Genomic DNA, 20858 nt, shown 5'->3' with positions numbered 1-20858 from the left:
GGACGAGCCGTGGCGGCGCACGGACTAACCGCTTTCCCCTGCCCGCACGGCCCAGCCCCCGGTGGCCCGCGGTCTTTTGTGTGTCGCCGTGCTAGCGCCGGCATGCTGCTGGTTCGTGGGTCGGCGGGCGGAACCGCCCTGACGGGAACGCTGTACGAGCGCGGGGAGACCGCGCCGTCGTTCAAGGGAGCGCCCGACGAGGCGGCACCCTACGTCTGGGTGTGCGACGAGTTCTACGAAGTCGACAGCGGCGGGCAGGTCCAGCGCGTCGACGGCGAGGACGTGCACGTCGCCTTCGAGTCGCCGATGCCCCGCGGGTTCGAGACGCGGGACGCGGCCTTGGAGGCGGCCCGCGAGCACGTGCGCACGCAGTTCGCGCGCATCGGCGTGAACCCCGAGACGGTTGACGTGACAGTGGTGCAGGAACACGAGGCCGACGCCGAGTTCTGAGCGCGGGTCAGCCGTCCGCGGTGTAGCCGTCGAAGGCGCGGACGGCGTTGCGGCCGGCGACGACAGCGCAAGCACCGGCGACGGCCAGGCCGACGGCGAGCCCGGCGACGTGGACGACCGCCGTCGAGACCCCGAGCGCGCCACCGAGGACGCTCCCGACCGCGGGGGATTGAGCGCCGGTGGCGATGCCCGCGGACAGCAGGAAGACGATCGTGTAGACGCCGAACGACCACAGCGACGGGACGACGACTTCCCGGCTGCGGGTCATGCTTGTGGCCTCGTACTTCGGGAAGGACGCGCCGACGCCGGCGGCGACCGTCGCGGCGAGCGCCGGGAGGACGACGCCGCCAACGGCGAGGCACGCGACCGCGACCGACGACAGGGGGCTGAGGACGCCCAACACGACCGCGAGCACGATCGAGACGGGGGTGCCAACGAGCGCGCTGGCGGCGACCAGGCCGGCCACGACCTCACGGCCGGCGACGCCCGAGGTGGCGGTGACCGGGAGAACCGCGCCCTCGTCGCCGAGCGGGTTGAGGGCGAACAGCGCGCCGGTCGCCCAGGCGGCGTACAGGGTGAGCGTCGCGGGCAGCGTGGCCGTGACCCGCCCCGCCGCGATGCTGTTCTGAATGGGGCCGAACAGCACGAACACGGGGTAGACGACGTAGAGGAGCTTGATCGGGGCGCGGCGCGCCCGCAGCCAGCTTTTGCGTGCTACCCACGCCGCCGGGCGGCCGAGCACGCCGTCGAGGCGGCCGCCGCGTGCGGAGTCGGTCGTGCGGACGTCGGCGTGCGCGCCGTCGTCGTACCACCGGCGCTCCGAGACGCGAACGCTTGCGAGCACGCCGAGCGCGGCGACACCCATCGACCCGGCGAGGGCAGCCCCGGCGCGGAGCGCGCTGGCGTCGGCCCCGGGGACCGTGATCAGCGCGAGGTCGGTGTACCACGCCACTGGGGACGCACGCGCGGCCTCGATGACCGGCCCGGCGACGGTCCAGAGGGAGTCCGTGAGCAGCAACGCGAGGTACGCGACGAACGCCCCCGCGCCGAGCGCGCCCTTGTACCGGTCGACGAACGCCGACTGCCCGAGGGCGTACGCGATGACCATGCCGATGGGGAACCCGACGAGGTACGCGGTCGTGGTGAGCGCGAGCACGGCGATCGGCGCGGAGAGGAGCGCCAGCGGCCGCCCCACGCCGCCGGCAAGCCCGACGCTGGCCACGAGCAACGGCGGCACGAACATGCCCGCGACGCGGACGTACCCCGCGGCCAGCAGCCCCCCCACGACGTCGCGGGCGGGGACGGTGGTGAGGTAGCCGTCACGGACATCGATGTCACCGATCTGGAGCACGGTGAGGTAGGCGGTCATCACGACGGTGACCACGCCGATGCCCGCGGGCACGAGGGTGCCGATCGCACTGGCCCCGTCGACAACCGACTGCGCATTGGCGTACACCACCCAGGTGATCCCCGGGGTCATGGCGGTCACGGCGACGACGGCGAGGCCGACCGCGAAGTGGTGGGTGACGCTCTTCCCGCGGAGTTTCCGCCAGCCGATGCGGAGTTGGGTGGCTGCGATGCGGGCGGCGTGGTGGGTGTCCGGAACGCCGGGCATCTACGCCGCCCCGTCGATGCCGCCAGTGACGGTGAGGAACACGTCTTCGAGGGTGCGCTCGTCGCCGGCCTCGGCGCGCTGCTTGAGGGCGTCCGGCGGGCCTTCGGTGACGAGGCTGCCGTCGTAGAGCACGCCGACGGTGTCCGCGAGGTCGTCGACGACCGGCAGGATGTGCGTCGAGAGGAAGACGGTGGCGTCGCCGGCGGTGAGATCCGCGATGGTGTCCCGGACGGTGCGCGCCGCGCGCGGGTCGAGTCCCGAAGTGGGTTCGTCCAAGAAGAGCACGTCGGGGTCGTGGAGCATCGCCTGGATGATGCCGGTTTTCTGTTTCATCCCCTTGGAGTACGTCGAGATGCGGCGGTCGGCGTCGTCGCCCAGCGAGAACCGCTCCAGGAGGTCCGTGATGCGTTGTTCGGCCCGGGGGTCGGGGATATCCCGGAGCCCCGCGATGTATCGGAGCTGTTCGCGCGCCGTGAGCTCGGCGTGCAGCGGCGGCTCCTCGGGGAGGTAGCCGATGTTCGGAACCACCGACGCTCGGTCGGTTACCTCAACGCCGGCGACGGTGGCGGTGCCGCTGGTCGGTTCCACGAGCGTCGTGAGCATCCGCATGGTCGTCGTTTTCCCGGCCCCGTTGGGCCCCAGGAAGCCGTACACCGAGCCGCTGGGGACCGCGAGATCTATCCGCTCGATGGCTGTCGTGTCACCGTACCGCTTCGTGAGGGCGCGTGCTTCGATTGCGCGGTCGGTCATCGTTCGGCGGTCCTCCGGCCGGCCGTATAAAACCGCCCGCCGGCTACCAGCGGTGGTCGTCGTAGTTCCGGTCCTCGCGGCTGCCGACGACCCGTTCGAGCTTGCGCACGAGCTCCTGTTTCTCGTCGCTGCTGATGCGCGCGAGCTCGTCGGCTTTCCCCACTGGTTTCGGGGGGCCGGCTTCGGCAGCGACCTGGCTGGTGACGTAGCGCTCGACCGCCGCCCGGCAGTCGGGGTCGTCGGCGAACACGCGGGGCACCTCGACCCTGTGCACGAGATCCGTGCGGGGGTCGTAGACGACGAAAAACGCCACCTCGTAACAGGCGGCGTCCAGTTCGCGGTCGACGCCGAGCGCGTCGGCGTCGGCGAACACGCCGTCAGCGCCGAGCGTGGACGTGAACCAGCACGTCCACGTGAGCTCGTCGGTGCGTCGGTGGTGGTCGTCCCCGTCGAACTCGCGGCGCTCAAGCACCTGGCCGAAGAACGCGGCGTCGGTGGCCCACGGCGTGGGGCGGCCGCGGTCGCGGAGCGCGCGCACGAGCGCCTGGCTCGCGGGGCTTTTCACGAAGCCGGCCAGCGGGACACCCCGGTCGGCGAAGTCCTCGACGAGCCGGACGTAGTTCTCAAGCACTTCGCCGACGAGCTCGTTCTGCGTGACGAGGTCCGCGAGGCTGGCGTGGCGGTCGGCCCAGTTCACGAGCTGTTTGGGATAGACGGGGCCGTCGAGCAACAGCAGGTCCTCGACGCGATGGGCGTGTTCGCGAGCGTGATGGCTCTCCGCGAGGTAGAGCGCCAGGCCGTGGACGACGCGCTCCTGGTCGCGGGCCAGCGGGGTGGTGTGGACGATGCGGCCCCGCCAGTAGCCCTCGTCGTGTGTCTGCCAGTCGGTGCTCGTGTCGACGCTGGCGTCGTTGGAGTGGACGCTGGTGATGGTGGTGCGGGCGCGGTGGCAGTCCAGCTCCGAGGGGGTCGCGCTCATCGCGGCCTGCGCGAGGTCGAGAACGAGGCCGTTGGTGAACGTCCGAGGGTTGATCGTGCCGGAGTCGAGGCCGTGGGCGGTGTCGAAGGCGTCGGGCTGGAGTGCGAGCTCCTCGATCGGGGCGGCGCGTTTCGCGAGGTCGTCGACGGGTTCGAGGACGGGGCCGTCGTCGCCGTAGAGGGGGTCGAGGAACTCGCGCCACGTCTCGTCGGCGAGGTCGCGGTGTTCCTCGGCGTCCACCTCGTGTGTGATGTGCGCGGCGAGGTCCGCGATGCCGTCGAAGTGGACGGGGTCGAGGGTCATGCTCACTGCTCGGGGGCGGACCTCCTAATACACCGGTGGTCAGGCCCGGCTGCACTGTGCGACATTGATGACGCCAACCAATAAACGCCTGAGTGTGGTGGTACAAATCCCGCTCAGCCTCGCAAAACCATCGAGAACTGCGTCTGGGTGTACAACCATGGGCCGTCCCCGAATCAGGTCTCCCCGTGAAAGCTAAGCGTTCGTACCCTTCGGGGACACCTGAACGAAGCGCCGACGGTGTTCCGCTGGAGTCGCTGTTTCACGTGAACGAAGCCGCGATTCGGCACGTGAACGAGACGACGTGACACGACGGGGGATCGAGCACGACTGCGGCGCGCTCTGTCGTTTACTCGCGACCGAAGCAACTTTTGTCAGAATTCTTAACTTCGTCGGGAGGGTAGCCAAGCGTGGATGCAGCAACACCGCGCGAACTCGGTGAACTGGCGGCGCACCGACAGCGGCGTCGAACTCTACGACGAGACCAACCCCGACGCCTGGATTCACGTCGACGTCGACCCCGGCGCCCCCGCAGACGAACGCCCCTACAGCGTTTGCCCGGACTGCGGCGTCGTCGCCCCCCAGCGCACCGCCCCCACCGACCACATGGTGTGTGGCGAGTGTGGCGCCGAGTTCGACAACGACGAGCGCCCCGCTGACGACGCGTAACGCCCGCTGGACGCGCTCGTCCCGAACGCCGTTCCGAAGCCGCGTCGACTGGGCGGCCACGCTCGCGGCGGGCAGCGACACGACACCTACATACTCCCGGCTGCCACAGCCCCGTACATGCAGGCCGCGCTTGTGATTCTGGACGGCTGGGGCCTCGGCGATCACGACAGACGCGACGCAGTCCGGGCCGCCGACACCCCTAATTTCGACGAGTACGCCGAACGAGGCGCGTTCGGGACGCTGACCACGTCCGGCCGGGACGTGGGGTTGCCCGACGGCCAGATGGGCAACAGCGAGGTCGGCCACCTCACCATCGGCGCGGGCCGCGTCGTGAAGCAGGCGTACACGCGCATCGAGGACGCCATCGCCGCGGGCGACCTCTGCGGGAACGACGCCATCTCCGGCGCACTCGACCACGTCGCCGACACCGGCGGCACGCTGCACGTCATGGGCCTGGTCTCGGACGGCGGCGTCCACGCCGACCAACAGCACATCCACGCGCTCGTGGAGTGCGCCGCCGGACGCGGCGTCGAGGCGGCCGTGCACGCGTTCACCGACGGCCGGGACACCTCGCCGACCGGCGGCGAGGACTACCTCGCCGACCTCGAAGCCGTCGCCGACGAGCACGGCACCGGCGACGTGGCGTCCGTCTCCGGGCGGTACTACGCGATGGACCGCGATCAGAACTGGGCGCGCACGAAGCGCGCGTACGACGCCATCACGCGGTCCGGCGGGGTCGCCCATCACGCCGCTGCCGCGGTCGACGCCGTCACTGACTCCTACGAGCGCGGCGACACCGACGAGTTCGTCGAACCCACGACCATCGAGGGCGGCGCCGCGCTCAGCGACGGCGACGCCGTGGTGTTCGCGAACTTCCGGGCGGACCGCGCCCGCCAGCTCACCCGGCTGCTCGCGGACATCCACCCCGCCGACTGGGACGCCGACGGCATCGAGACGAACCCGCCGGCCGTGCCGGTGGTGACGATGACCGAGTACGACGAGACGTTCGACTGCCCGGTGGCGTTCCCCGCCGCGGAGCCCACGGACACGCTCGGGGCGGTGCTCGCAGCCCACGACCACACCCAACTCCGGGTCGCGGAGTCGGAGAAGTACGCCCACGTGACGTATTTCCTCAACGGCGGCCGCGAGGTCGCGTTCGACGGCGAAACGCGGACGATCGTGGACAGCCCGGACGTGCCGACCTACGACGAGCAGCCCGCGATGAGCGCGCCCGCGGTCACCGACACCGTGCTGGACGCGCTGGCCGGCGACGACCCGGACGTGCTCGTGTTGAACTACGCCAACCCCGACATGGTCGGGCACACCGGCGACTTCGACGCCGCCATCGAGGCCGTCGAAGCCGTCGACCGGGAACTCGGCCGCCTCGTGCCCGCGCTCAACGACGCCGGCGCACACGCCTTCCTCACGGCCGATCACGGCAACGCCGACGACCTGGGGACGCCCGCCGACCCACACACCGCCCACACGTTCAACCCCGTGCCGTTCGTCTCGCTTCCGCCCGCGTCCGGCGACACCGCGGCCGTCCGCGACGGCGGCGCGCTCCGGGACATCGCGCCGACGCTGCTGGACGTGCTCGGCATCGACCGGCCGACCGTGATGACGGGGGCGTCGCTGCTGGAGTGACCTCAGTGCGCCGGCGTGTAGGCGTCCGAGGCGACGTTCAACACGACGACGCCCGCGACAATGAGCGCAAGCCCGACGACACCGGCCACGTCGACCGACTCCTCGAACACGACCACGCCGACGAGCGCCGTCGCGACGATGCCGACGGCCGCCCACGTCCCGTACACCACCCCGACCGGGAGTTCCTCCAGGACGAGGCCGAGGAAGTAAAACGAACTCACGTAGCCCACGAGCACGACGACGCTCGGCGCGGGGTTCGAGAACCCCTCGGACAGTTTCAGCGCGGTCGTGCCGGCCACCTCCGCGGCGATCGCCGCCGCCAGATACGCGTATGGATGCATGACTGCTGTGTCGTTCGGCCGGGGAAAGTGCGTTTCCGAACGTGGTGCCACTTGTAGCGCGTTTCCGGCAGCTACTTGCGGCCCGGCCGCCCGCAGCCCGGTATGTCGCGGCTCGCCGAACTCGGGCTCTCGGGATACGAAGAGCAGTGCTACCGCGCCCTGCTGGCGCGCGGCCCGTCGACGGCGCGCGCCGTCTCGGACGCCAGCGGCGTCCCCATGGGACGCGTCTACGACGTGCTGAACGGCCTCGCGGCGCGCGACCTCGTCGAGACGCGGCCGGGGGAGCCGACACGGTACTGTGCGGTTGACCCCGAGACGGCGGCCGACCGGCTGCTGGCGGAGCGCAAGCGGGAACTCGCCGAGCAGACCGACCGCTACGAACGCCTCGCGGCCGCCCTCGGCGACGAACTCGCGGCCGTCCCGCCGACCGAGAGCCGCTTCTGGACCGCCCCACTCGGCGGCGAGACGGCCGTCTCGCTCACCCGCCAGGTGTTCGAAGACGCCAGCGACGAGGTCCGGTCGGCCATGAGTCGCCCTTACCTCGGCGCGCCCTGGGACCGCTACGACGCCGAGATCGCGGCGTTCGACGAGACGCTGCCAACCGAGCAGTCGGTGCGCGTGCTCGTGGCTGCGCCGGTCCTCGACACGGTTCCGGCGGCGGTCCGCGACGCGTACCTCGACCGCGAGGCCGTGTCGCTGCGCGTCACCACGGCCCTCGCTGCGACCTTCGATCTCGTGGACGACGACCGCGTCTACCTCCACGTGCCCCACCCTCTCGACGAGGGCGAGCGCCTCGGCGCGGTGGAACTCCGCGACGACGCCCTGCTGGCGCGGCTGCAGGACCGCTTCGAGCGGGCGTGGGAGCGCGCCGAGACGCTGTCCGCGCTCCGCTGACTACGTCCGGAAGGAGAGATCGAGGGTGGGCGCGGAGTGGGTCAGCGCCCCCATCGAGATGACATCGACCCCCGTGGCCGCGTACGCGGGCACGTCGTCGACGGTGATGCCGCCGCTGGCCTCCGCGAGCGCCGCGCCGTCGAGCAGGTCGACGGCGCGCTCGGTCTCCGCCGGCGTCATGTTGTCCAGCAGGACGATGTCCGCGCCGGCGTCGGCGGCCCGGGGCGCGTCCTCGGGGGTCTCGACCTCCACGTCGAGTTTCGTCGCGAAGCTCTTCGCTCCCCGGAACCGCTCGATGGCTCCTTCGAGGCCGAGCTCGGCGACGTGGTTGTCCTTCACCATCACCATGTGCGAGAGGTCCAGGCGGTGGGTGTCGCCGCCGCCCGCGACCACCGCGCGCTTCTCGACGCCCCGCAGCCCGGGGGTGGTTTTCCGGGTGCCCGCGATCGCCACGTCGTCGCTCGCCTCGCGGGCGGCGGCGACCGCGCGCCGGGTCTTCGTCGCGACGCCGGACGCGTGGCCGGCGACGTTCACGGCGACGCGCTCGGCCCGGAGCACGCTCTGTGCGGCCCCCGAAACCCGGAGCACGGTGTCGCCGGCGTCGATCCGGTCGCCGGCCGCCGCGGGGGCGTCGGCCTCGCAGCCGAGATACTCGAAGACCCGCACGGCGGCGTCGAGGCCGGCGGCGACGCCGGCCTGCTTGGCGACCAGTCGGCCCGTGGTTTCGCCGGGCACGTCGTTGGTCACGTCGTGGTGGCCGAGATCCTCGCGCAGCCACCGCTCCACGTCGGCGTCAGTGACCGGCATCGGGGGCCTCCTCGGCGGCAGCCTCGTCGCTGCGGTGGTGGCAGCCGGCGCTCTCCGGGTTCTCACCGGCGGCCCGCGCGATCAGCAGCCCGACGACGGCGGCGTTCCGGAGCTGGTAGAGGTCACGACTCGTCCGCGTGCGGGCGTACGAATCGACCTCGCCTTTGAGCCGGCGGAGCACGCCCTGCGCGCGCTGGAGGTCCGCGCCGGTGCGCCGGAGGCCGACGTGTTCGTCCATCACGCGGCGCAGCCGCCGGAACTTCTCGGCGGCGAACCCGTCGGGAAGGTCGGGGTCGCGGTCCCGCAGCTCGGGCGGCTCGCTCGGTGCCGGCGCGCGACCGTCACCGGCCGCCGTCTCGCCGGCGCGCAGCCCCCAAACGAGCCCTTCAAGCAGGCTCGTGGACGCCAGCCGGTTCGCGCCGTGGACGCCCGTGCGGGCGCACTCGCCGACCGCGAACAGCCGGTCGAGGCTCGTCCGCCCCACCGTGTCGACGGCCACGCCGCCACAGAGGAAGTGCTCGCAGGGCGCAACCGGGATGCCGGTCTCCCAGTCGACGCCGCGGTCCGCGCAGGACTCCGCCAGCCCGGGGAACTCCTCGGCGAACGCGAGCGGGGAGACGTCCAGCCTGACCTCGCCCGTGGCGTCCCGTTCGGCTGCCACGGCACGCGCGACCACGTCGCGGGGCGCGAGCTCGGCGTCCTCGTGGTAGTCCGGCATGAACCGCTCGCCGTCGGCGTTCCGCAGGAGCGCGCCCTCGCCCCGCACCGCCTCCGAGACCAGGAACGGGTCGGCGTCGTCGTAGGCGGTCGGATGGAACTGGACGTACTCGGCGTCGGTGATGTCGGCCCCGGCCAGCGCGGCCATCGCGACGCCGTCGCCCGTCGATCCGCGCGGGTTCGTCGAGCGCCGATAGAGGTCGCCGATGCCGCCCGTCGCGAGCACCGTCGATCCGGCGAACACCGGCACCCCAGTCTCGGCGCGGTCGCCCGTTCGGGGGCTGCGGTCGAGCAGCGCGCCGGTCACCGCCCCCTCGTCGGTGATCAGATCGAGGGCGGCGGCGTCCTCCAGCATGTCGATGTTCTCGTGGGCGTCGAGGTGTCGGAGGAACGGCCCCAGGATGTGGTGGCCCGTGGCGGCGTCCACGTGCAGGATGCGCGCCGCCGAGTGGGCGGCCTCCCGGGCGTAGTCGAACCCCTCCTCGCCATCGAAGGGCACGCCCAGCGTGTCCACGAGCACGTCCTCGACGGCCGCGGCGGCGTCGCCCACGAGTGCGTCCACGGCCTCGGGGTCGGCCTCCCCGTCGCCGGCCGCCAGGATGTCCCGTTTCAGCGACTCGGGGTCGTCACGGGTGGTGGCGATGCCGCCCTGTGCCCAGTCGGTGCTGGCGTCAGCGGGCTGTTGGGCCTTCGTCGCGACGAGCACGCTCGCGCCCTCGCGGGCGGCGGCCAGCGCGGCCCCACACCCCGCGATGCCCGATCCAAGTACGAGTACGTCGGTGGTGGTGGCGTCGGTCATCGTCAGAGTTCGAGCATGCGGTCGAGGCCCACCTGTGCCAACTCCGCTTCCTCGCTGTCAACCTCGATGACGTTGCGCTCGCGGCCTTCGACGAGTTCTTCGAGGACCCACGCGAGGTAGTTCGGGTCGATCTGGCGCATCGCGTTGCAGTCCATGCAGGCGTCCCCGCACAGCGGGACGACGTTCACCTCGGGGTGCCAGCGCTGGAGGTGGTTGGCCAGGTGGATCTCGGTGCCGATGGCCCACGTCTCCCCCGGGTCGGCGTCCGCGACGGTCTCGGTGATCGTTGCGGTCGACCCCACGACGTCGGCCGCTTCGACGACCTCCCGGCGGCATTCGGGGTGGACGACCACGTTGGCGTCCTCGTGGTCCGCCCGGACCTCGGCGACGTGCTCGGGCGTGAACCGCTCGTGGACCTGGCAGTAGCCGTCCCAGAGGACGATGTCGGCGTCGGCGACTTCCTCGGCGGTCTTCCCCTCGGCGGCCCAGGGGTCCCACTCGACGGTCGCGTCCGCCATGCCGAGGCGGTGGGCGGTGTTCTCGCCGAGGTGCTTGTCGGGCAGGAACAACACCTTGTCGCCGCGCTCGAACGCCCATTCGAAGGCGCGGTGCGCGTTCGAGGACGTACAGACCAGCCCGCCCTGTTCGGCACAGAACGCCTTCAGGTCGGCGTAGCTGTTCATGTACGTGATCGGGATGATGGTCTCGTCGGGGGCGGCGGCGGTGATGTCCGCCCACGCGGCGTCCACCTGGAGGGCTTCGGCCATCCCCGCCATCGGGCAGGAGGCCTCCATCGACGGCAGGATCACCGACTGGCTGTCGTCGGTGATGATGTCCGCGCTCTCGGCCATGAACGTCACGCCGCCGAAGATGACGTAGTCGGCGTCGGCGTTGGCGGCCTCCTTCGAGAGCTGGTAGGAGTCGCCGACGAAGTCGGCGTGCTCGACGATCTCGCGGCGCTGATAGTTGTGGCCCAACACCACGACGTCGTCGCCGAGTTCGGCGCGCGCCGCCTCGATGCGCTCGGTGCGCGCTGTTGGTGTCAACTCACGGTACTCATCGGGAAGTGCTTCGAGGTCGTCGTATTTGAAGAGACTCAGGTCGGTCTCGAACGACGACGTGTCCATTTGTGCCACGTTCAGTTCACCAGTGTAATAACCACTTCAGAACTCCACAATGAAAAGATTAGTTCTTCAATACTGCCACTGGGAGACTCACCGTAGTCAACACGCCGGCCCGACACCCGCCTCACCGACCGTCGTACACCACCGCTCCGTCCACGACGGTCATCGACACGCCGACCTCGTCGGCGATCGCGTCGGCGTGCTCCCACGGCGACGCGTCAAGCACCGTGAGGTCGGCGAGCGCGCCCTCCCGAATCACGCCCTGCTCGTCCTCCCGGCAGCCGGCGCGCGCGCCACCGCTGGTGTACGCCCGCAGCGCCGCCGTGACCGACAGCCGCTGGGCGTCGGCGGGCGCGGTCACCGCGTGATGAACGCCCACGAGCGGGGCCAGCGGCATACAGTCGCTGCCGAACGCCACGTCCACGCCCGCGTCGAGCATGTCGGCGAATCGGTTGCTGGCTTCCCGGCGCGCGGTGCCCAGGCGGTCCGCGTAGAGCCCGTCGCTGCCCGCCCACTTCAGGAAGTTCGGCTGCACCGACGCCACCACGCCGAGGTCGGCCATCCGCTCGATGGCGTCGTCGGACGCGAGCTCGGCGTGCTCGATGCGGTGGCGGCGCTCGCCCGCGTCCTCGTAGGCGTCGAGCACCGCGTCGACCGCGGCGTCACCGATGGCGTGCGCGATCACCTGCAACCCCGCGTCGTCGGCGCGCTCGACGAGGGCCGCCAGCGCCGACGGATCGACGACCCACTGTCCGGTCTCGCCGGGCGCGTCGGCGTACGGCTCGGACAGCTTCGCCGTCCGCCCGCCGAGGCTGCCGTCCGTGTACGTCTTGATGCCGCCGACGGTGACCATCCCCCCGCCGTGGTTCGTCACCAGCCCCGTCTCCAGGACGGCGTCGAGGTGGTCCGCCCAGTAGTTCAGCCGCACCCGCACGGAGAGCTCGCCAGCCGCGTCCAGCTCGCGGTACACCCGGGGCGCATGCGAGTCCCGCACCATCTCGTGGACAGCGGTCACCCCCCTCTCGTTGGCCTCCCGCTGTGCGGCCTCGATCAGCGGTCTCGTCCCCGCCAGATCCGGATCGGTGGCGTCGTAGACGGCCTCCACGGCGTCCTCGACGATGCGGCCGTCCTCGCCCACGTCCGCGGCCGGCATCTCGTCGCCGTGCTCGGCCAGCGCGACGCCGTTCACGGTCGCGGTGTGCATGTCCTCCCGGATCGCCGCCACCGGCCGCGCCTCGCTGACGGCGTCCAGATCCGCCGTCGAGAGCGCCGCGCTCCACTGGCTGTCGTCGTACCCGAACCCGAGCACCCAGCCGGCGTCGGTCTCGCGGGCGCGCTCGGCCAGCCGTGCTGTCGCCGCCGCCGGGCTGTCGGCCCCCCGGAGGTCCGCGTGGACGCCGTGCTTCCCGAGCACCGCCAGATGCGTGTGTGCGTCCACGAACCCCGGCACAACCACCCGGCCGCCGAGATCCACCTCTCGGGTGCCCGTGTCCGCACGGAACGCCGCGTCGTAATCGTTGGACAGCCCCACGATGCGGCCGTCCCGGATGGCGACCGCCGAATGCGCCGGGTCCGCGGGCGTCGCGGTGTCGGTGAGCACGTGCACGTCGCCGTTGTAGAGAACCAGGTCTGCGGCCGCTGTCATACGTGTACGCCACACCGCAGCCGGCTTAGGCGTTCGGGAACCGGCTGCGCCTACTGGCTGGCGATCTGGCGGGTGACCGCCGCCCGCCACTCGTCGGCGTGCTGACGCAGCGTCTCGGCGGAGTGGCTGATCGGCGTCTCCGGAACGTGGACGTACTCCCGGAGCTCCGCGGGGAGGCTGGCGTTCGTCACGGTTGGAACGCCGACGTTCTTCTCGGCGACGGTGCGCTGGGTGTCCCCCGACAGCATGAACGACGCGAACGTGTCCACGAGCGCCGGGTTCGTTGCACTCTCGAACTTCGTCGTGCCCGAGACGTACGTGTAGGCGCTGTCGCCCGGGAACGCCACCTGGTGGCGCGCCATGTCCACGTCCGGATCCTGGCTGGCGTACACCTGATCGGTGCTGTACGACATCACCATCGGCGCTTCCCCGCCCGAGTACGCACTGTACGTGGCGTTCCACGACCCCGCCGTCTGGAGGCCGTTGTCGGCGAGTCGCCGCCAGTACTCCAGGAACCCGTCTTCGCCGAACGCGTCCACGGTCCACAGCACGAACGCCAGCCCTGTCGCGGTGTTCTGGGGGTTCGGAACCAGGATGCCGTCGCTGTATTCGTCGGTGGTGAGCGCCGCCAGCGTCTCCGGGGCGTCCACCACGGTCTCGTCGTAGATGATCGTGACGTACGACGCCCCCGTGGGGAGCATGCGGTCCGTCCCGTCGATCCAGAACCGGTCGTGGACGTTGTCGGTGTTGTCGACGGCGTCGGTGTCGAAGGCCGCGAACAGCGGCGCCGAGAGCTCGCGGTCGGCGCGCGCCAGATCCGCCGCCGTCACGCCCACGTAGCCGTCAGCCCCCAGGTCCACGCCCTGCTGCGCGCGGCGCATGAACTCCGTGACGCCGTTCTCGGCCACCACCCAGTCGAAATCGACGGTGTACTCCGACTGCACGGCGTCTTTCACCCAGTTGCCGGCGCTCGTCGACACGGCGTTGACGTACGTCTCGCTCGCGCCCATTCTGAGCCGTGGGGGCGTCCCCTGCTGGGTCGCGGTCGTTCCGCCTGTCGTGGTTGTCGTCCCTTCTGTCGCGGTTGTCGTCTCCCGGTCGCCCACGCATCCGGCGAGCCCCAGGCTGGCGGCCGTCGCGCTGCCGACCGCCGCCACGAACCGTCGCCGGGAGGTCATCGGTCGCTCGCGGCCGTCCGTCCGAGACGATCCTCGACGCGGTCGACTTTCTCCTCGACGGCGAGGTCCTCCTCGCGGTAGTGATCGATCTTCAGCGTGGTGCCCACGCGGGGCGCGTCGACCGCCTGGTGGGCGGCGGTCACGGCCGCCATCAACTCCGCCATGTCGTCGGCCTCGATGGTCGTCTCCATCGGGTGTGTTCGGTACCGCACGTCGAACTCCTCCAGCGCGTCGACCGCGCTGGCGATCTGCGCGTCGAAATCGACGCCGGGGCTGTCCACCGGGGCGACCGAAAGCATCGCCGTCACTGTCATACCCGGGCTAGCCGATCACCAACTCATATAACCCACTGTTCGGTGCCCGGTGTCGAAGGACAACCTTCAGGGCGGCGGGCCGCCGACTCCCGGGCATGCCCGACGATGCCAGCGACCTCGCCGACCGCGTACAGGCCGGGGACCTCCGGCTGTACGAACTCGACGACGAGACCGACGCCGACACCGCCGCGGCGGCACGCCGCGCGGTCCTCGAACGCGAAACCGACGCCGACACCGACGCGCTCGGCGCGTTCGCCTTCGACGCCGATCAGGCGGCCGACACCGCCGTCGAGAACCTCACCGGCGGCGCGCAACTCCCGCTCGGCGTCGCCGGCCCGGTCGCCCTCAGCGGCGGCGCCGCCGACGGCGAGTACTACCTCCCGATGGCCACCACAGAGGGCGCGCTGGTCGCGTCCGTGAACCGCGGCTGCTCGGCGATCACCGCGGCCGGCGGCGCGAACGCCCGCGTCACCAAAACCGGGATGACGCGCGCCCCGGTGTTCCGCGTCGCGGACGTGACCGAGGGCGCGGAGGTCGCCCAGTGGGCCGACGACAACACCGACGCCCTGGCGGCGGCCGCCGAATCGACGACCAGCCACGGCGAACTCACCGACGTGACGCCGTACGTCGTCGGGGACAACGTCTACCTCCGGTTCCGGTACGACACCAAAGACGCCATGGGGATGAACATGGCCACCATCGCCACCGAGGCCGCAAGCGAGCTCGTGGAGGACGAAACCCCCGCGGAGCTCGTCGCGGTGTCGGGCAACCTCTGCACGGACAAGAAACCGGCCGCCATCAACGCCGTCGAGGGCCGGGGCCGCACGGTCACGGCCGACGTGACCATCCCCCAGGACGTGGTCGAGGAGCGCTTCGACACGACGCCGGCCGCCATCGAGGAGGCCAACACGCGCAAGAACCTCATCGGCTCCGCGAAAGCCGGCAGCCTCGGGTTCAACGCCCACGCCGCGAACGTCGTCGCCGCCGTCTTCCTCGCGACCGGCCAGGACGCCGCCCAGGTCGTCGAGGGCGCAAACGCCATCACGACCGTCGAAGCCCGCGACGACGCCCTCTACGCGTCGGTGAACCTGGCGAGCCTCGAAGTCGGCACCGTCGGCGGCGGCACCACACTCCCGACCCAACGCGAGGCACTGGACGTGCTCGGCGTCCGCGGCGGCGGCGACCCCGCGGGCGCGAACGCCGACGCGCTCGCGGAGATCATCGCAGTGGGCGCGCTCGCCGGCGAGATCAACCTCCTGGCGGCGCTGGCCTCTCGCCGCCTCTCGGCGGCCCACGCCGACCTGGGGCGCTAGGCGCGCTCACAGCAGCCGGTAGCCGTCCCCGGCGTCGACGACCTCGCCCGCCCGCGTCAACTTCGCCAGCGCGTCCGCGACGTACTCGCTGCCGACGCCGTGCTCGGCGGCGAACGCCGCCACCTCGCGCTCCGTCGGCTCGTCCAACTCCCGCAGCGCCGCCCTGACGGTGTCCTGTCGCGAGCGGCTGCGCCGGGTGCCCTCGGCGCGCTCCCCGGCGGCCGCCGCCTCGGCCGCGTCGACGCCGGCCGCGTCGAGGTAGTCGTCGTCGTCGATGCCCGCCGCCATGGCGTCCGCGCCGAGCGCCGTGAACCCGTCCATGTCAGCGAACGCCTCCCCGTAGCCCGCCTTGTTCGCGAGGATCGACGCCCGCACCTCACGGGCGTGGTCCTCGTCGTCGGTGGTGACGAACTGTTTGAGCGTCCCGAACTGGTGGCGCGTCTCGCAGCGCGGACAGCTGGTGGTCTCCGGGCGGCCCGCGACCACCCACAGCGCGTTGCAGTCCGAACACCCGACGACAGCGTACGACATCACCCGATCATGGGGCGTCGGCCAGGATAAACACGACGGCTCAAAAAACCGGCCCGCGGTGGTCGGTGCTCGGCGCTGGCGGCGTTACGCGAGGTCCTCGATGCGGTCGATGACGGCCTCGGCGTACGTCGTGCTGGACACTTCCTCGGCGTCGTCGCGCTGGCGCGCGAGGTCGTAGGTGACCGTGCCCGACTCGATGGTGTCCTCGACGGCGTCGCGCACGAGCGTGCTGGCGTCGTCCCAGCCGATGTACTCGAACAGCAGGCGGCCCGAGAGGATGAGCGCGGTCGGGTTCGCCTTGTCCTGGCCGGCGCGCTTCGGCGCGGACCCGTGGACCGGCTCCGCGAGACACCGCCCCGCCCCGAAGTTCGCGCCCGGCGCGATGCCGAGGCCGCCGATCTGCGCGCCCGCGGCGTCGCTGAGGTAGTCGCCGTTGAGGTTCGGCATCGCGAGCACGTCGAACTCGTCGGTGCGCAGCTGCATCCACTGCAGCATGGCGTCCGCGAGGCGCTCCTCGACCATGACGGCGTCCTCCGGGATGTCGACCTCGTCCTGTTCCTCCCACAGCGAATCGGGCGCGGCGAACACCTCGTCGTCGGGGTACTCCTCCTCGGCGACCTCCATCCCCCAGTCACCGAACTGCCCCTCGGTGAACTTCATGATGTTGCCCTTGTGAACGAGCGTGACCGTGTCACGGTCGTTCTCGATGGCGTAGTCGATTGCCTCCCGTACCAGGCGCTTGGAGCCCTTCTCGGAGATGGGCTTGAGGCCGATCCCGATGTCGCCGTCGTGCATCACGTCGTCGAAGTCCATCTCGTCCTCGACGAACGAACGCACCTGCTCCGCCTCGTCGGTGCCGGCCTCCCACTCGATGCCCGCGTAGACGTCCTCGGTGTTCTCCCGGAAGGTCACCATGTCCATCTCCTCGGGGGCCTTCATGGGTGACGGGACGCCGTCCAGGTAGTAGGTCGGCCGCACGTTCGCGTAGAGGTCAAGCGTCTGGCGCAGCGCCACGTTGAGGCTTCGGAAACCGGCACCGACCGGCGTCGTGAGCGGGCCCTTGATCGCGACGCGGTGCTCGCGGATGGCCTCGACGGTCTCCTCGGGGAGGTTCTCGTCGTACATCTCTCGGGCGGACTCGCCGGCGTACACTTCCATCCACTCGATGTCGTGGCCGGTGGCCTCGGCGGCCGCGCTCAGCACGTCCTGGGCGATGGGACCGACGTCCTTGCCGATGCCGTCCCCGTGAATGATGGGGATGATCGGGGTGTCGGGGACGTCGAGTTCGTCGGCGGCCTCGTCGTAGCTGACTTTCGCCCCGCCCTCGGGGACTTCGATCTTGTCGTAGCTCATTGTCGTTTACACCTCACGCGAGACGCCTAAAAGGACTACTGTTTGCGCCGTCGCCGCCACCCCCAACGCACTCCCCGCTGGCGGCGGTACGGGAGCGCATGCGCGTGCTCGTTCACGGCGGTGCCGGGGCTCCCCCCGACGCGCCCGCACCCCGCCAAGACACCCTGGAGACGGCAGCCGACACCGGCGCATCGCACGCAACGCCCGTCGACGCAGTCACGGCGGCCGTTCGCGTCCTGGAGCGCGACCCCGCGTTCAACGCGGGCACCGGGGCGACACCCCAATCGGATGGCGTGATCCGCACCGACGCGGGCATGATGACCAGCGACCGCGCGGCCGGCGCAGCCGCCTCGATGCCCGGCGTCGAGGCCGCGGTCGCCGTCGCCCGCGCGGTCATGGCGGACACCCCTCACGTGCTGTTGAGCGGCGTGCACGCCGTCGACTTCGCCGCCGACACCGGCATCCCTGTCGAGTCGGATCTCTGGACCGCCGACACCCGTGCCCGCTGGGACGACCTCGACTCCCATCCCGACGGGTCACCCACCGACCACCGCGACTGGGTGCGGGAGCGGTTCGGACGCACTGACCCCGGCGGCCGCGAGTCGCCGCCCGGCGACCACGACACCGTGGGCGCGGTGGCGTCCGACGGCGACCGGTTCGCAACCGCGACCTCGACGGGCGGCCGGTGGCTCGCGCTCGCCGGGCGCGTCGGCGACGTGCCCCAGATCGGGGCCGGGTTCTACGCCGCCCCGGCGGGCGCGGCGTCGGCCACCGGCGCTGGCGAGGCCATCGCGAAAACCACGCTCTCGCGGCGCGCGGTCCGGCACCTCGAAGCCGGGCTGGGGGCGCAGGCGGCCGCCGACCGCGCCATCGAGGAGTTCAGCGAACTCACGGGGGCGTCAGCCGGCGTCATTGTCGTGGACCGCGACGGCGGGTGCGGCACAGCACACAACGCCGCCGCGATGCAGACCGCACGGCACTGACTCGCGTCAGGCGTCGAACACCACGGGATCGCCGGTGATCGCGGCGGTGACGCGTTCGCCCGCCGACAGCGGAGCGTCCGTGTCGCGGATCGACGCCGCCAGCGTCACGCCCTCGGCGGCACCGACGGGTGCGAGCCGGTACCGGACCGCCTCCCCCTGGAAGGTTCGTTCGCGGACGACGGCCTCGAAGGCGTGGTCGGCGGCAGCGTCGTCGGTGCGGGCGACCATCTCCGGGCGGATCGAGGCGGTGACCGCGCCCGTCGCGTCCGTCGCCACGGGAACGGTCACCCAGTCGCCGACCGTGAGCGCCGGCGCGCCCCCGGCCGCTGGCTCGACGGTGCCGTCGACGAGCGTCGTGTCACCGATGAACGACGCGACGAACGGGGACGCCGGGTTCCGGTAGACGGCTGCCGGGGTGCCGACCTGCACGAGTTCGCCGTCCCGCATCACGCCGATGCGGTCGGAGACCGCCATCGCGAGCTCCTGGTCGTGTGTCACGTAACAGAACGACCCCTCGACGGCGTCGCTCAGCCGCCGAAGCTCCGCCTGCATCTGCTTGCGGAGCGTGCGGTCGAGACTCGACAGCGGCTCGTCCAGCAGCAACACCGCCGGCTCGTTGACGAGCGCGCGCGCCAGCGCCACGCGCTGCTGTTGGCCACCGGACAGCGCGCCCGGCGATCGCTCCCCGGACTCCGTGAGGTTCACCAGGTCCAGCGCCGACTCGACGCGGCGCGCCACCTCGTCGGCCTCCACGTCGGGGTCTTTCTCCAGGCCGTACCCCACGTTCTCGGCGACGCTCATGTGCGGGAACAGGGCGTGCTGTTGGAACACGAGGTTGGTGTCGCGCCGCTCCGGGGGCACGCCGGTCGCGGGCTCGCCGTTGATCCGGATGGTGCCCTCGGTCGGCGACTCGAAGCCGCTGATCAGCCGGAGCGTGGTGGTCTTCCCACAGCCCGACGGCCCCACCAGCGTGAACAGCTCGTTCCGGCGCAGCGTCAGCGTCAGATCCGCGACCGCCGTGGTGTCACGGTACGTCTTTCGGACGCCGTCCAGCCGCACCAGCGCGGCCGCCTCCCCGTCGTCGTGCCCGCCCCCAGATGGGGGTGTCTCGGCCCCCGCTCGTGCAGTCATTACTCCGGCATAGCTCAGGCCGGGGTATCGGGCCGACGCATCCCGTCGATATTGCCGGTTCCACTCGCGGCCCCGCCTTCCCGCGGTACCTGCGGGTATCGCGCGGTTTTTCAGTCGACCACGACTTCCGTCGAACAGTCGCATGTCTCCACGCCAGCCTGACGCTTCTGACGCGGACGCTCCTGCGGACACCACCAGCGACGCCGGCCACCCCCACTCGACCGTGGGCCGGCGGTCGTTTCTCGCCGCCACCGGCGCTGCGGCCAGCGCCACCGCACTTGCCGGCTGTCTCGGCGGCACCACGGGCACCCCAACGATCAACGTCCTCACCTGGGAACATTACGCCCGCGACGACGTGGCCGCCGCCGTCGAGGACGCCGTTGACGCCACGGTGAACGTCACGAAGTCGATCTCCTCGGAGAAGATGTTCGCCGGCTGGCAGGCCGGGAAAGACCAGCAGTTCGACATCGCCATCCCCAACAACAACTACGTCCCGAAGTTCGCGGCGGCCGGGCTCGCGGCCCCGGTTCCGGTTTCGGACCTCGACAGCTACCCCGCGATCTACGACTTCTTCAAGAACGCGATGGACACCCAACTCGCCGTCGACGGCACGCCGTACGGCGTGCCGATCCGGTTCGGGTATTACGGCTACGGCTACGACTCGCGGGCCGTCCCCGACCACGACCCCTCCTGGAGCGTGCTGTTCGACGGCATCGACGGCGTCGATCTCAGCAGCGCGGTCGCGCTCTACGACAACCACTTCAAGGCCATGTCCGCGGCGGCGCTCCACCTCGGATTCCGGGACGCCTTCGACGGCGACCGCATCACCCTCTCCGAGTCCCAGCTGGGCGCGGTCACGGACGCCCTCATCGACCAGAAGCAGTCCCTGCTTTCGGGATACATCGCGGGCGACGCGTCGTTCGTCAAAGGCATCACGAAAGGCGACTTCCACGTCGGCCACACCGGCCGCATGAACGTCACGAACATGCGCGCCGACGGCACCGACTGGATCGAGATGGCGACCCCCACGGAGGGCGCGCTCTCCTGGTTCGAGGCCGCCGTGGTCTCCACGCAGACCGACCACCCGGACCTCGCGTGGGAGGTCGTCAACGAGTACATCGCCCCCGAGACCGGGGCCACGCTCGCCCGTGAGGGGCACGCGCCGAGCGTCAACCCGGAGACCACAGCCCACCTCTCCGAGCGCCGCACCGAGCTCTACGGGGCGATCGACCCGGCCCGCCTGGCGGACATGATCCCGTCGAAGGCCGTCGCCAACGAGGACGCGTGGCGGGCCGCCTGGGAGCGCGTCAAGACCGCCTGA

20 protein-coding genes are annotated in these 20858 nt (G+C 71.2%); 7 read left to right on the top strand and 13 right to left on the bottom strand.

Annotated features, from left to right (window positions below):
* Window positions 1-102: 102 nt before the first annotated feature.
* Window positions 103-450 carry a hypothetical protein gene (locus JRZ79_RS20615; protein WP_205252113.1) on the top strand — a complete coding sequence of 116 codons (348 nt, stop codon included), beginning with the start codon at window positions 103-105 and terminating at the stop codon, window positions 448-450.
* 7 nt (window positions 451-457) lie between these two features.
* Here JRZ79_RS20615 and JRZ79_RS20610 read toward each other — a convergent pair whose 3' ends face one another.
* Genes JRZ79_RS20610 through JRZ79_RS20600 form a run of 3 tightly spaced genes read right to left on the bottom strand, consistent with a single transcriptional unit; the run spans window position 458 to window position 4097 of the window.
* Entirely contained in the window at window positions 458-2065 is a 1608-nt protein-coding gene (locus JRZ79_RS20610) for a hypothetical protein (RefSeq protein WP_205252112.1), read from the bottom strand.
* Window positions 2066-2815: an ABC transporter ATP-binding protein gene (locus JRZ79_RS20605; protein WP_010903387.1), complete on the bottom strand. Its 750-nt coding sequence runs from the start codon at window positions 2813-2815 to the stop codon at window positions 2066-2068.
* Between the two features lie 43 nt (window positions 2816-2858).
* Entirely contained in the window at window positions 2859-4097 is a 1239-nt protein-coding gene (locus JRZ79_RS20600; RefSeq protein WP_205252111.1) for a DNA double-strand break repair nuclease NurA, read from the bottom strand.
* A gap of 411 nt (window positions 4098-4508) precedes the next feature.
* Between JRZ79_RS20600 and JRZ79_RS20595 the strand changes: the two genes are divergently transcribed.
* Together JRZ79_RS20595 and gpmI are read left to right on the top strand one after the other, a co-directional pair.
* Complete coding sequence (locus JRZ79_RS20595) at window positions 4509-4763, top strand: hypothetical protein (RefSeq protein ID WP_010903384.1); 255 nt, start codon at window positions 4509-4511, stop codon at window positions 4761-4763.
* A 117-nt stretch (window positions 4764-4880) separates the two neighbouring features.
* Window positions 4881-6407: a 2,3-bisphosphoglycerate-independent phosphoglycerate mutase gene (gene gpmI, locus JRZ79_RS20590; protein ID WP_205252110.1), complete on the top strand. Its 1527-nt coding sequence runs from the start codon at window positions 4881-4883 to the stop codon at window positions 6405-6407.
* Window positions 6408-6409: 2 nt separating this feature from the next.
* Here the strand turns inward: gpmI and hsmR are convergent, their stop codons facing one another.
* Entirely contained in the window at window positions 6410-6748 is a 339-nt protein-coding gene (hsmR, locus tag JRZ79_RS20585; protein WP_010903382.1) for a multidrug efflux SMR transporter protein HsmR, read from the bottom strand.
* Window positions 6749-6850: 102 nt separating this feature from the next.
* Between hsmR and JRZ79_RS20580 the strand changes: the two genes are divergently transcribed.
* Entirely contained in the window at window positions 6851-7642 is a 792-nt protein-coding gene (locus JRZ79_RS20580) for a TrmB family transcriptional regulator (RefSeq protein WP_205252109.1), read from the top strand.
* On the opposite strand, the gene nadC is transcribed toward JRZ79_RS20580, so the two are convergent.
* The 6 genes from nadC to JRZ79_RS20550 form a co-directional block, all read right to left on the bottom strand.
* Entirely contained in the window at window positions 7643-8449 is an 807-nt protein-coding gene (gene nadC / locus JRZ79_RS20575) for a carboxylating nicotinate-nucleotide diphosphorylase (RefSeq protein WP_205252108.1), read from the bottom strand. It abuts the gene before it with no gap.
* Window positions 8436-9965, bottom strand: a complete 1530-nt coding sequence (locus JRZ79_RS20570) for an FAD-dependent oxidoreductase (RefSeq protein ID WP_205252107.1) — start codon at window positions 9963-9965, stop codon at window positions 8436-8438. The genes nadC and JRZ79_RS20570 overlap by 14 nt, the downstream gene beginning before the upstream one ends.
* Window positions 9966-9967: 2 nt before the next feature.
* The gene (gene nadA, locus JRZ79_RS20565) at window positions 9968-11092 is read right to left on the bottom strand and encodes a quinolinate synthase NadA (RefSeq protein ID WP_010903378.1); all 1125 of its coding nucleotides are present in this window, start codon (window positions 11090-11092) and stop codon (window positions 9968-9970) included.
* Between the two features lie 121 nt (window positions 11093-11213).
* Complete coding sequence (locus tag JRZ79_RS20560) at window positions 11214-12734, bottom strand: amidohydrolase (protein WP_205252106.1); 1521 nt, start codon at window positions 12732-12734, stop codon at window positions 11214-11216.
* Between the two features lie 50 nt (window positions 12735-12784).
* Window positions 12785-13912 (bottom strand): thiamine ABC transporter substrate binding subunit, encoded by a 1128-nt coding sequence (locus JRZ79_RS20555; protein WP_205252105.1) that lies wholly within the window; start codon window positions 13910-13912, stop codon window positions 12785-12787.
* Window positions 13909-14226: an MTH1187 family thiamine-binding protein gene (locus JRZ79_RS20550; RefSeq protein ID WP_010903375.1), complete on the bottom strand. Its 318-nt coding sequence runs from the start codon at window positions 14224-14226 to the stop codon at window positions 13909-13911. The genes JRZ79_RS20555 and JRZ79_RS20550 overlap by 4 nt, the downstream gene beginning before the upstream one ends.
* 95 nt (window positions 14227-14321) lie before the next feature.
* On the opposite strand from JRZ79_RS20550, the gene hmgA reads away from it, so the two are divergent.
* Complete coding sequence (hmgA, locus tag JRZ79_RS20545; RefSeq protein WP_010903374.1) at window positions 14322-15539, top strand: hydroxymethylglutaryl-CoA reductase (NADPH); 1218 nt, start codon at window positions 14322-14324, stop codon at window positions 15537-15539.
* Window positions 15540-15545: 6 nt separating this feature from the next.
* Here the strand turns inward: hmgA and JRZ79_RS20540 are convergent, their stop codons facing one another.
* Together JRZ79_RS20540 and icd are read right to left on the bottom strand one after the other, a co-directional pair.
* The gene (locus tag JRZ79_RS20540) at window positions 15546-16070 is read right to left on the bottom strand and encodes a DUF5817 domain-containing protein (protein ID WP_205252104.1); all 525 of its coding nucleotides are present in this window, start codon (window positions 16068-16070) and stop codon (window positions 15546-15548) included.
* 84 nt (window positions 16071-16154) lie between these two features.
* On the bottom strand, window positions 16155-17423 hold the full coding sequence (gene icd, locus JRZ79_RS20535; RefSeq protein WP_010903372.1) for an NADP-dependent isocitrate dehydrogenase: 1269 nt from the start codon (window positions 17421-17423) through the stop codon (window positions 16155-16157).
* A gap of 98 nt (window positions 17424-17521) precedes the next feature.
* Between icd and JRZ79_RS20530 the strand changes: the two genes are divergently transcribed.
* The gene (locus JRZ79_RS20530; protein WP_010903371.1) at window positions 17522-18406 is read left to right on the top strand and encodes an isoaspartyl peptidase/L-asparaginase; all 885 of its coding nucleotides are present in this window, start codon (window positions 17522-17524) and stop codon (window positions 18404-18406) included.
* Between the two features lie 6 nt (window positions 18407-18412).
* On the opposite strand, the gene JRZ79_RS20525 is transcribed toward JRZ79_RS20530, so the two are convergent.
* Window positions 18413-19537, bottom strand: coding sequence for an ABC transporter ATP-binding protein (locus JRZ79_RS20525; RefSeq protein WP_205252103.1), 1125 nt, complete (start codon window positions 19535-19537; stop codon window positions 18413-18415).
* Window positions 19538-19679: 142 nt separating this feature from the next.
* On the opposite strand from JRZ79_RS20525, the gene JRZ79_RS20520 reads away from it, so the two are divergent.
* Window positions 19680-20858 carry a PotD/PotF family extracellular solute-binding protein gene (locus tag JRZ79_RS20520; RefSeq protein ID WP_205252102.1) on the top strand — a complete coding sequence of 393 codons (1179 nt, stop codon included), beginning with the start codon at window positions 19680-19682 and terminating at the stop codon, window positions 20856-20858.

This window comes from Halobacterium sp. BOL4-2 (assembly GCF_016917835.2).
In the GTDB taxonomy this organism is placed as follows: domain Archaea; phylum Halobacteriota; class Halobacteria; order Halobacteriales; family Halobacteriaceae; genus Halobacterium; species Halobacterium salinarum.
This window is presented reverse-complemented; position numbering and strand designations above follow the sequence as displayed.

Coding starts and splice junctions, on each gene's coding strand:
- JRZ79_RS20615 (WP_205252113.1), top strand. CDS start 103: ATGCTGCTGGTTCGTGGGTCGGCGGGCGGAACCGCCCTGACGGGAACG.
- JRZ79_RS20610 (WP_205252112.1), bottom strand. CDS start 2,065: ATGCCCGGCGTTCCGGACACCCACCACGCCGCCCGCATCGCAGCCACC.
- JRZ79_RS20605 (WP_010903387.1), bottom strand. CDS start 2,815: ATGACCGACCGCGCAATCGAAGCACGCGCCCTCACGAAGCGGTACGGT.
- JRZ79_RS20600 (WP_205252111.1), bottom strand. CDS start 4,097: ATGACCCTCGACCCCGTCCACTTCGACGGCATCGCGGACCTCGCCGCG.
- JRZ79_RS20595 (WP_010903384.1), top strand. CDS start 4,509: ATGCAGCAACACCGCGCGAACTCGGTGAACTGGCGGCGCACCGACAGC.
- gpmI (WP_205252110.1), top strand. CDS start 4,881: ATGCAGGCCGCGCTTGTGATTCTGGACGGCTGGGGCCTCGGCGATCAC.
- hsmR (WP_010903382.1), bottom strand. CDS start 6,748: ATGCATCCATACGCGTATCTGGCGGCGGCGATCGCCGCGGAGGTGGCC.
- JRZ79_RS20580 (WP_205252109.1), top strand. CDS start 6,851: ATGTCGCGGCTCGCCGAACTCGGGCTCTCGGGATACGAAGAGCAGTGC.
- nadC (WP_205252108.1), bottom strand. CDS start 8,449: ATGCCGGTCACTGACGCCGACGTGGAGCGGTGGCTGCGCGAGGATCTC.
- JRZ79_RS20570 (WP_205252107.1), bottom strand. CDS start 9,965: ATGACCGACGCCACCACCACCGACGTACTCGTACTTGGATCGGGCATC.
- nadA (WP_010903378.1), bottom strand. CDS start 11,092: ATGGACACGTCGTCGTTCGAGACCGACCTGAGTCTCTTCAAATACGAC.
- JRZ79_RS20560 (WP_205252106.1), bottom strand. CDS start 12,734: ATGACAGCGGCCGCAGACCTGGTTCTCTACAACGGCGACGTGCACGTG.
- JRZ79_RS20555 (WP_205252105.1), bottom strand. CDS start 13,912: ATGACCTCCCGGCGACGGTTCGTGGCGGCGGTCGGCAGCGCGACGGCC.
- JRZ79_RS20550 (WP_010903375.1), bottom strand. CDS start 14,226: ATGACAGTGACGGCGATGCTTTCGGTCGCCCCGGTGGACAGCCCCGGC.
- hmgA (WP_010903374.1), top strand. CDS start 14,322: ATGCCCGACGATGCCAGCGACCTCGCCGACCGCGTACAGGCCGGGGAC.
- JRZ79_RS20540 (WP_205252104.1), bottom strand. CDS start 16,070: ATGTCGTACGCTGTCGTCGGGTGTTCGGACTGCAACGCGCTGTGGGTG.
- icd (WP_010903372.1), bottom strand. CDS start 17,423: ATGAGCTACGACAAGATCGAAGTCCCCGAGGGCGGGGCGAAAGTCAGC.
- JRZ79_RS20530 (WP_010903371.1), top strand. CDS start 17,522: ATGCGCGTGCTCGTTCACGGCGGTGCCGGGGCTCCCCCCGACGCGCCC.
- JRZ79_RS20525 (WP_205252103.1), bottom strand. CDS start 19,537: ATGACTGCACGAGCGGGGGCCGAGACACCCCCATCTGGGGGCGGGCAC.
- JRZ79_RS20520 (WP_205252102.1), top strand. CDS start 19,680: ATGTCTCCACGCCAGCCTGACGCTTCTGACGCGGACGCTCCTGCGGAC.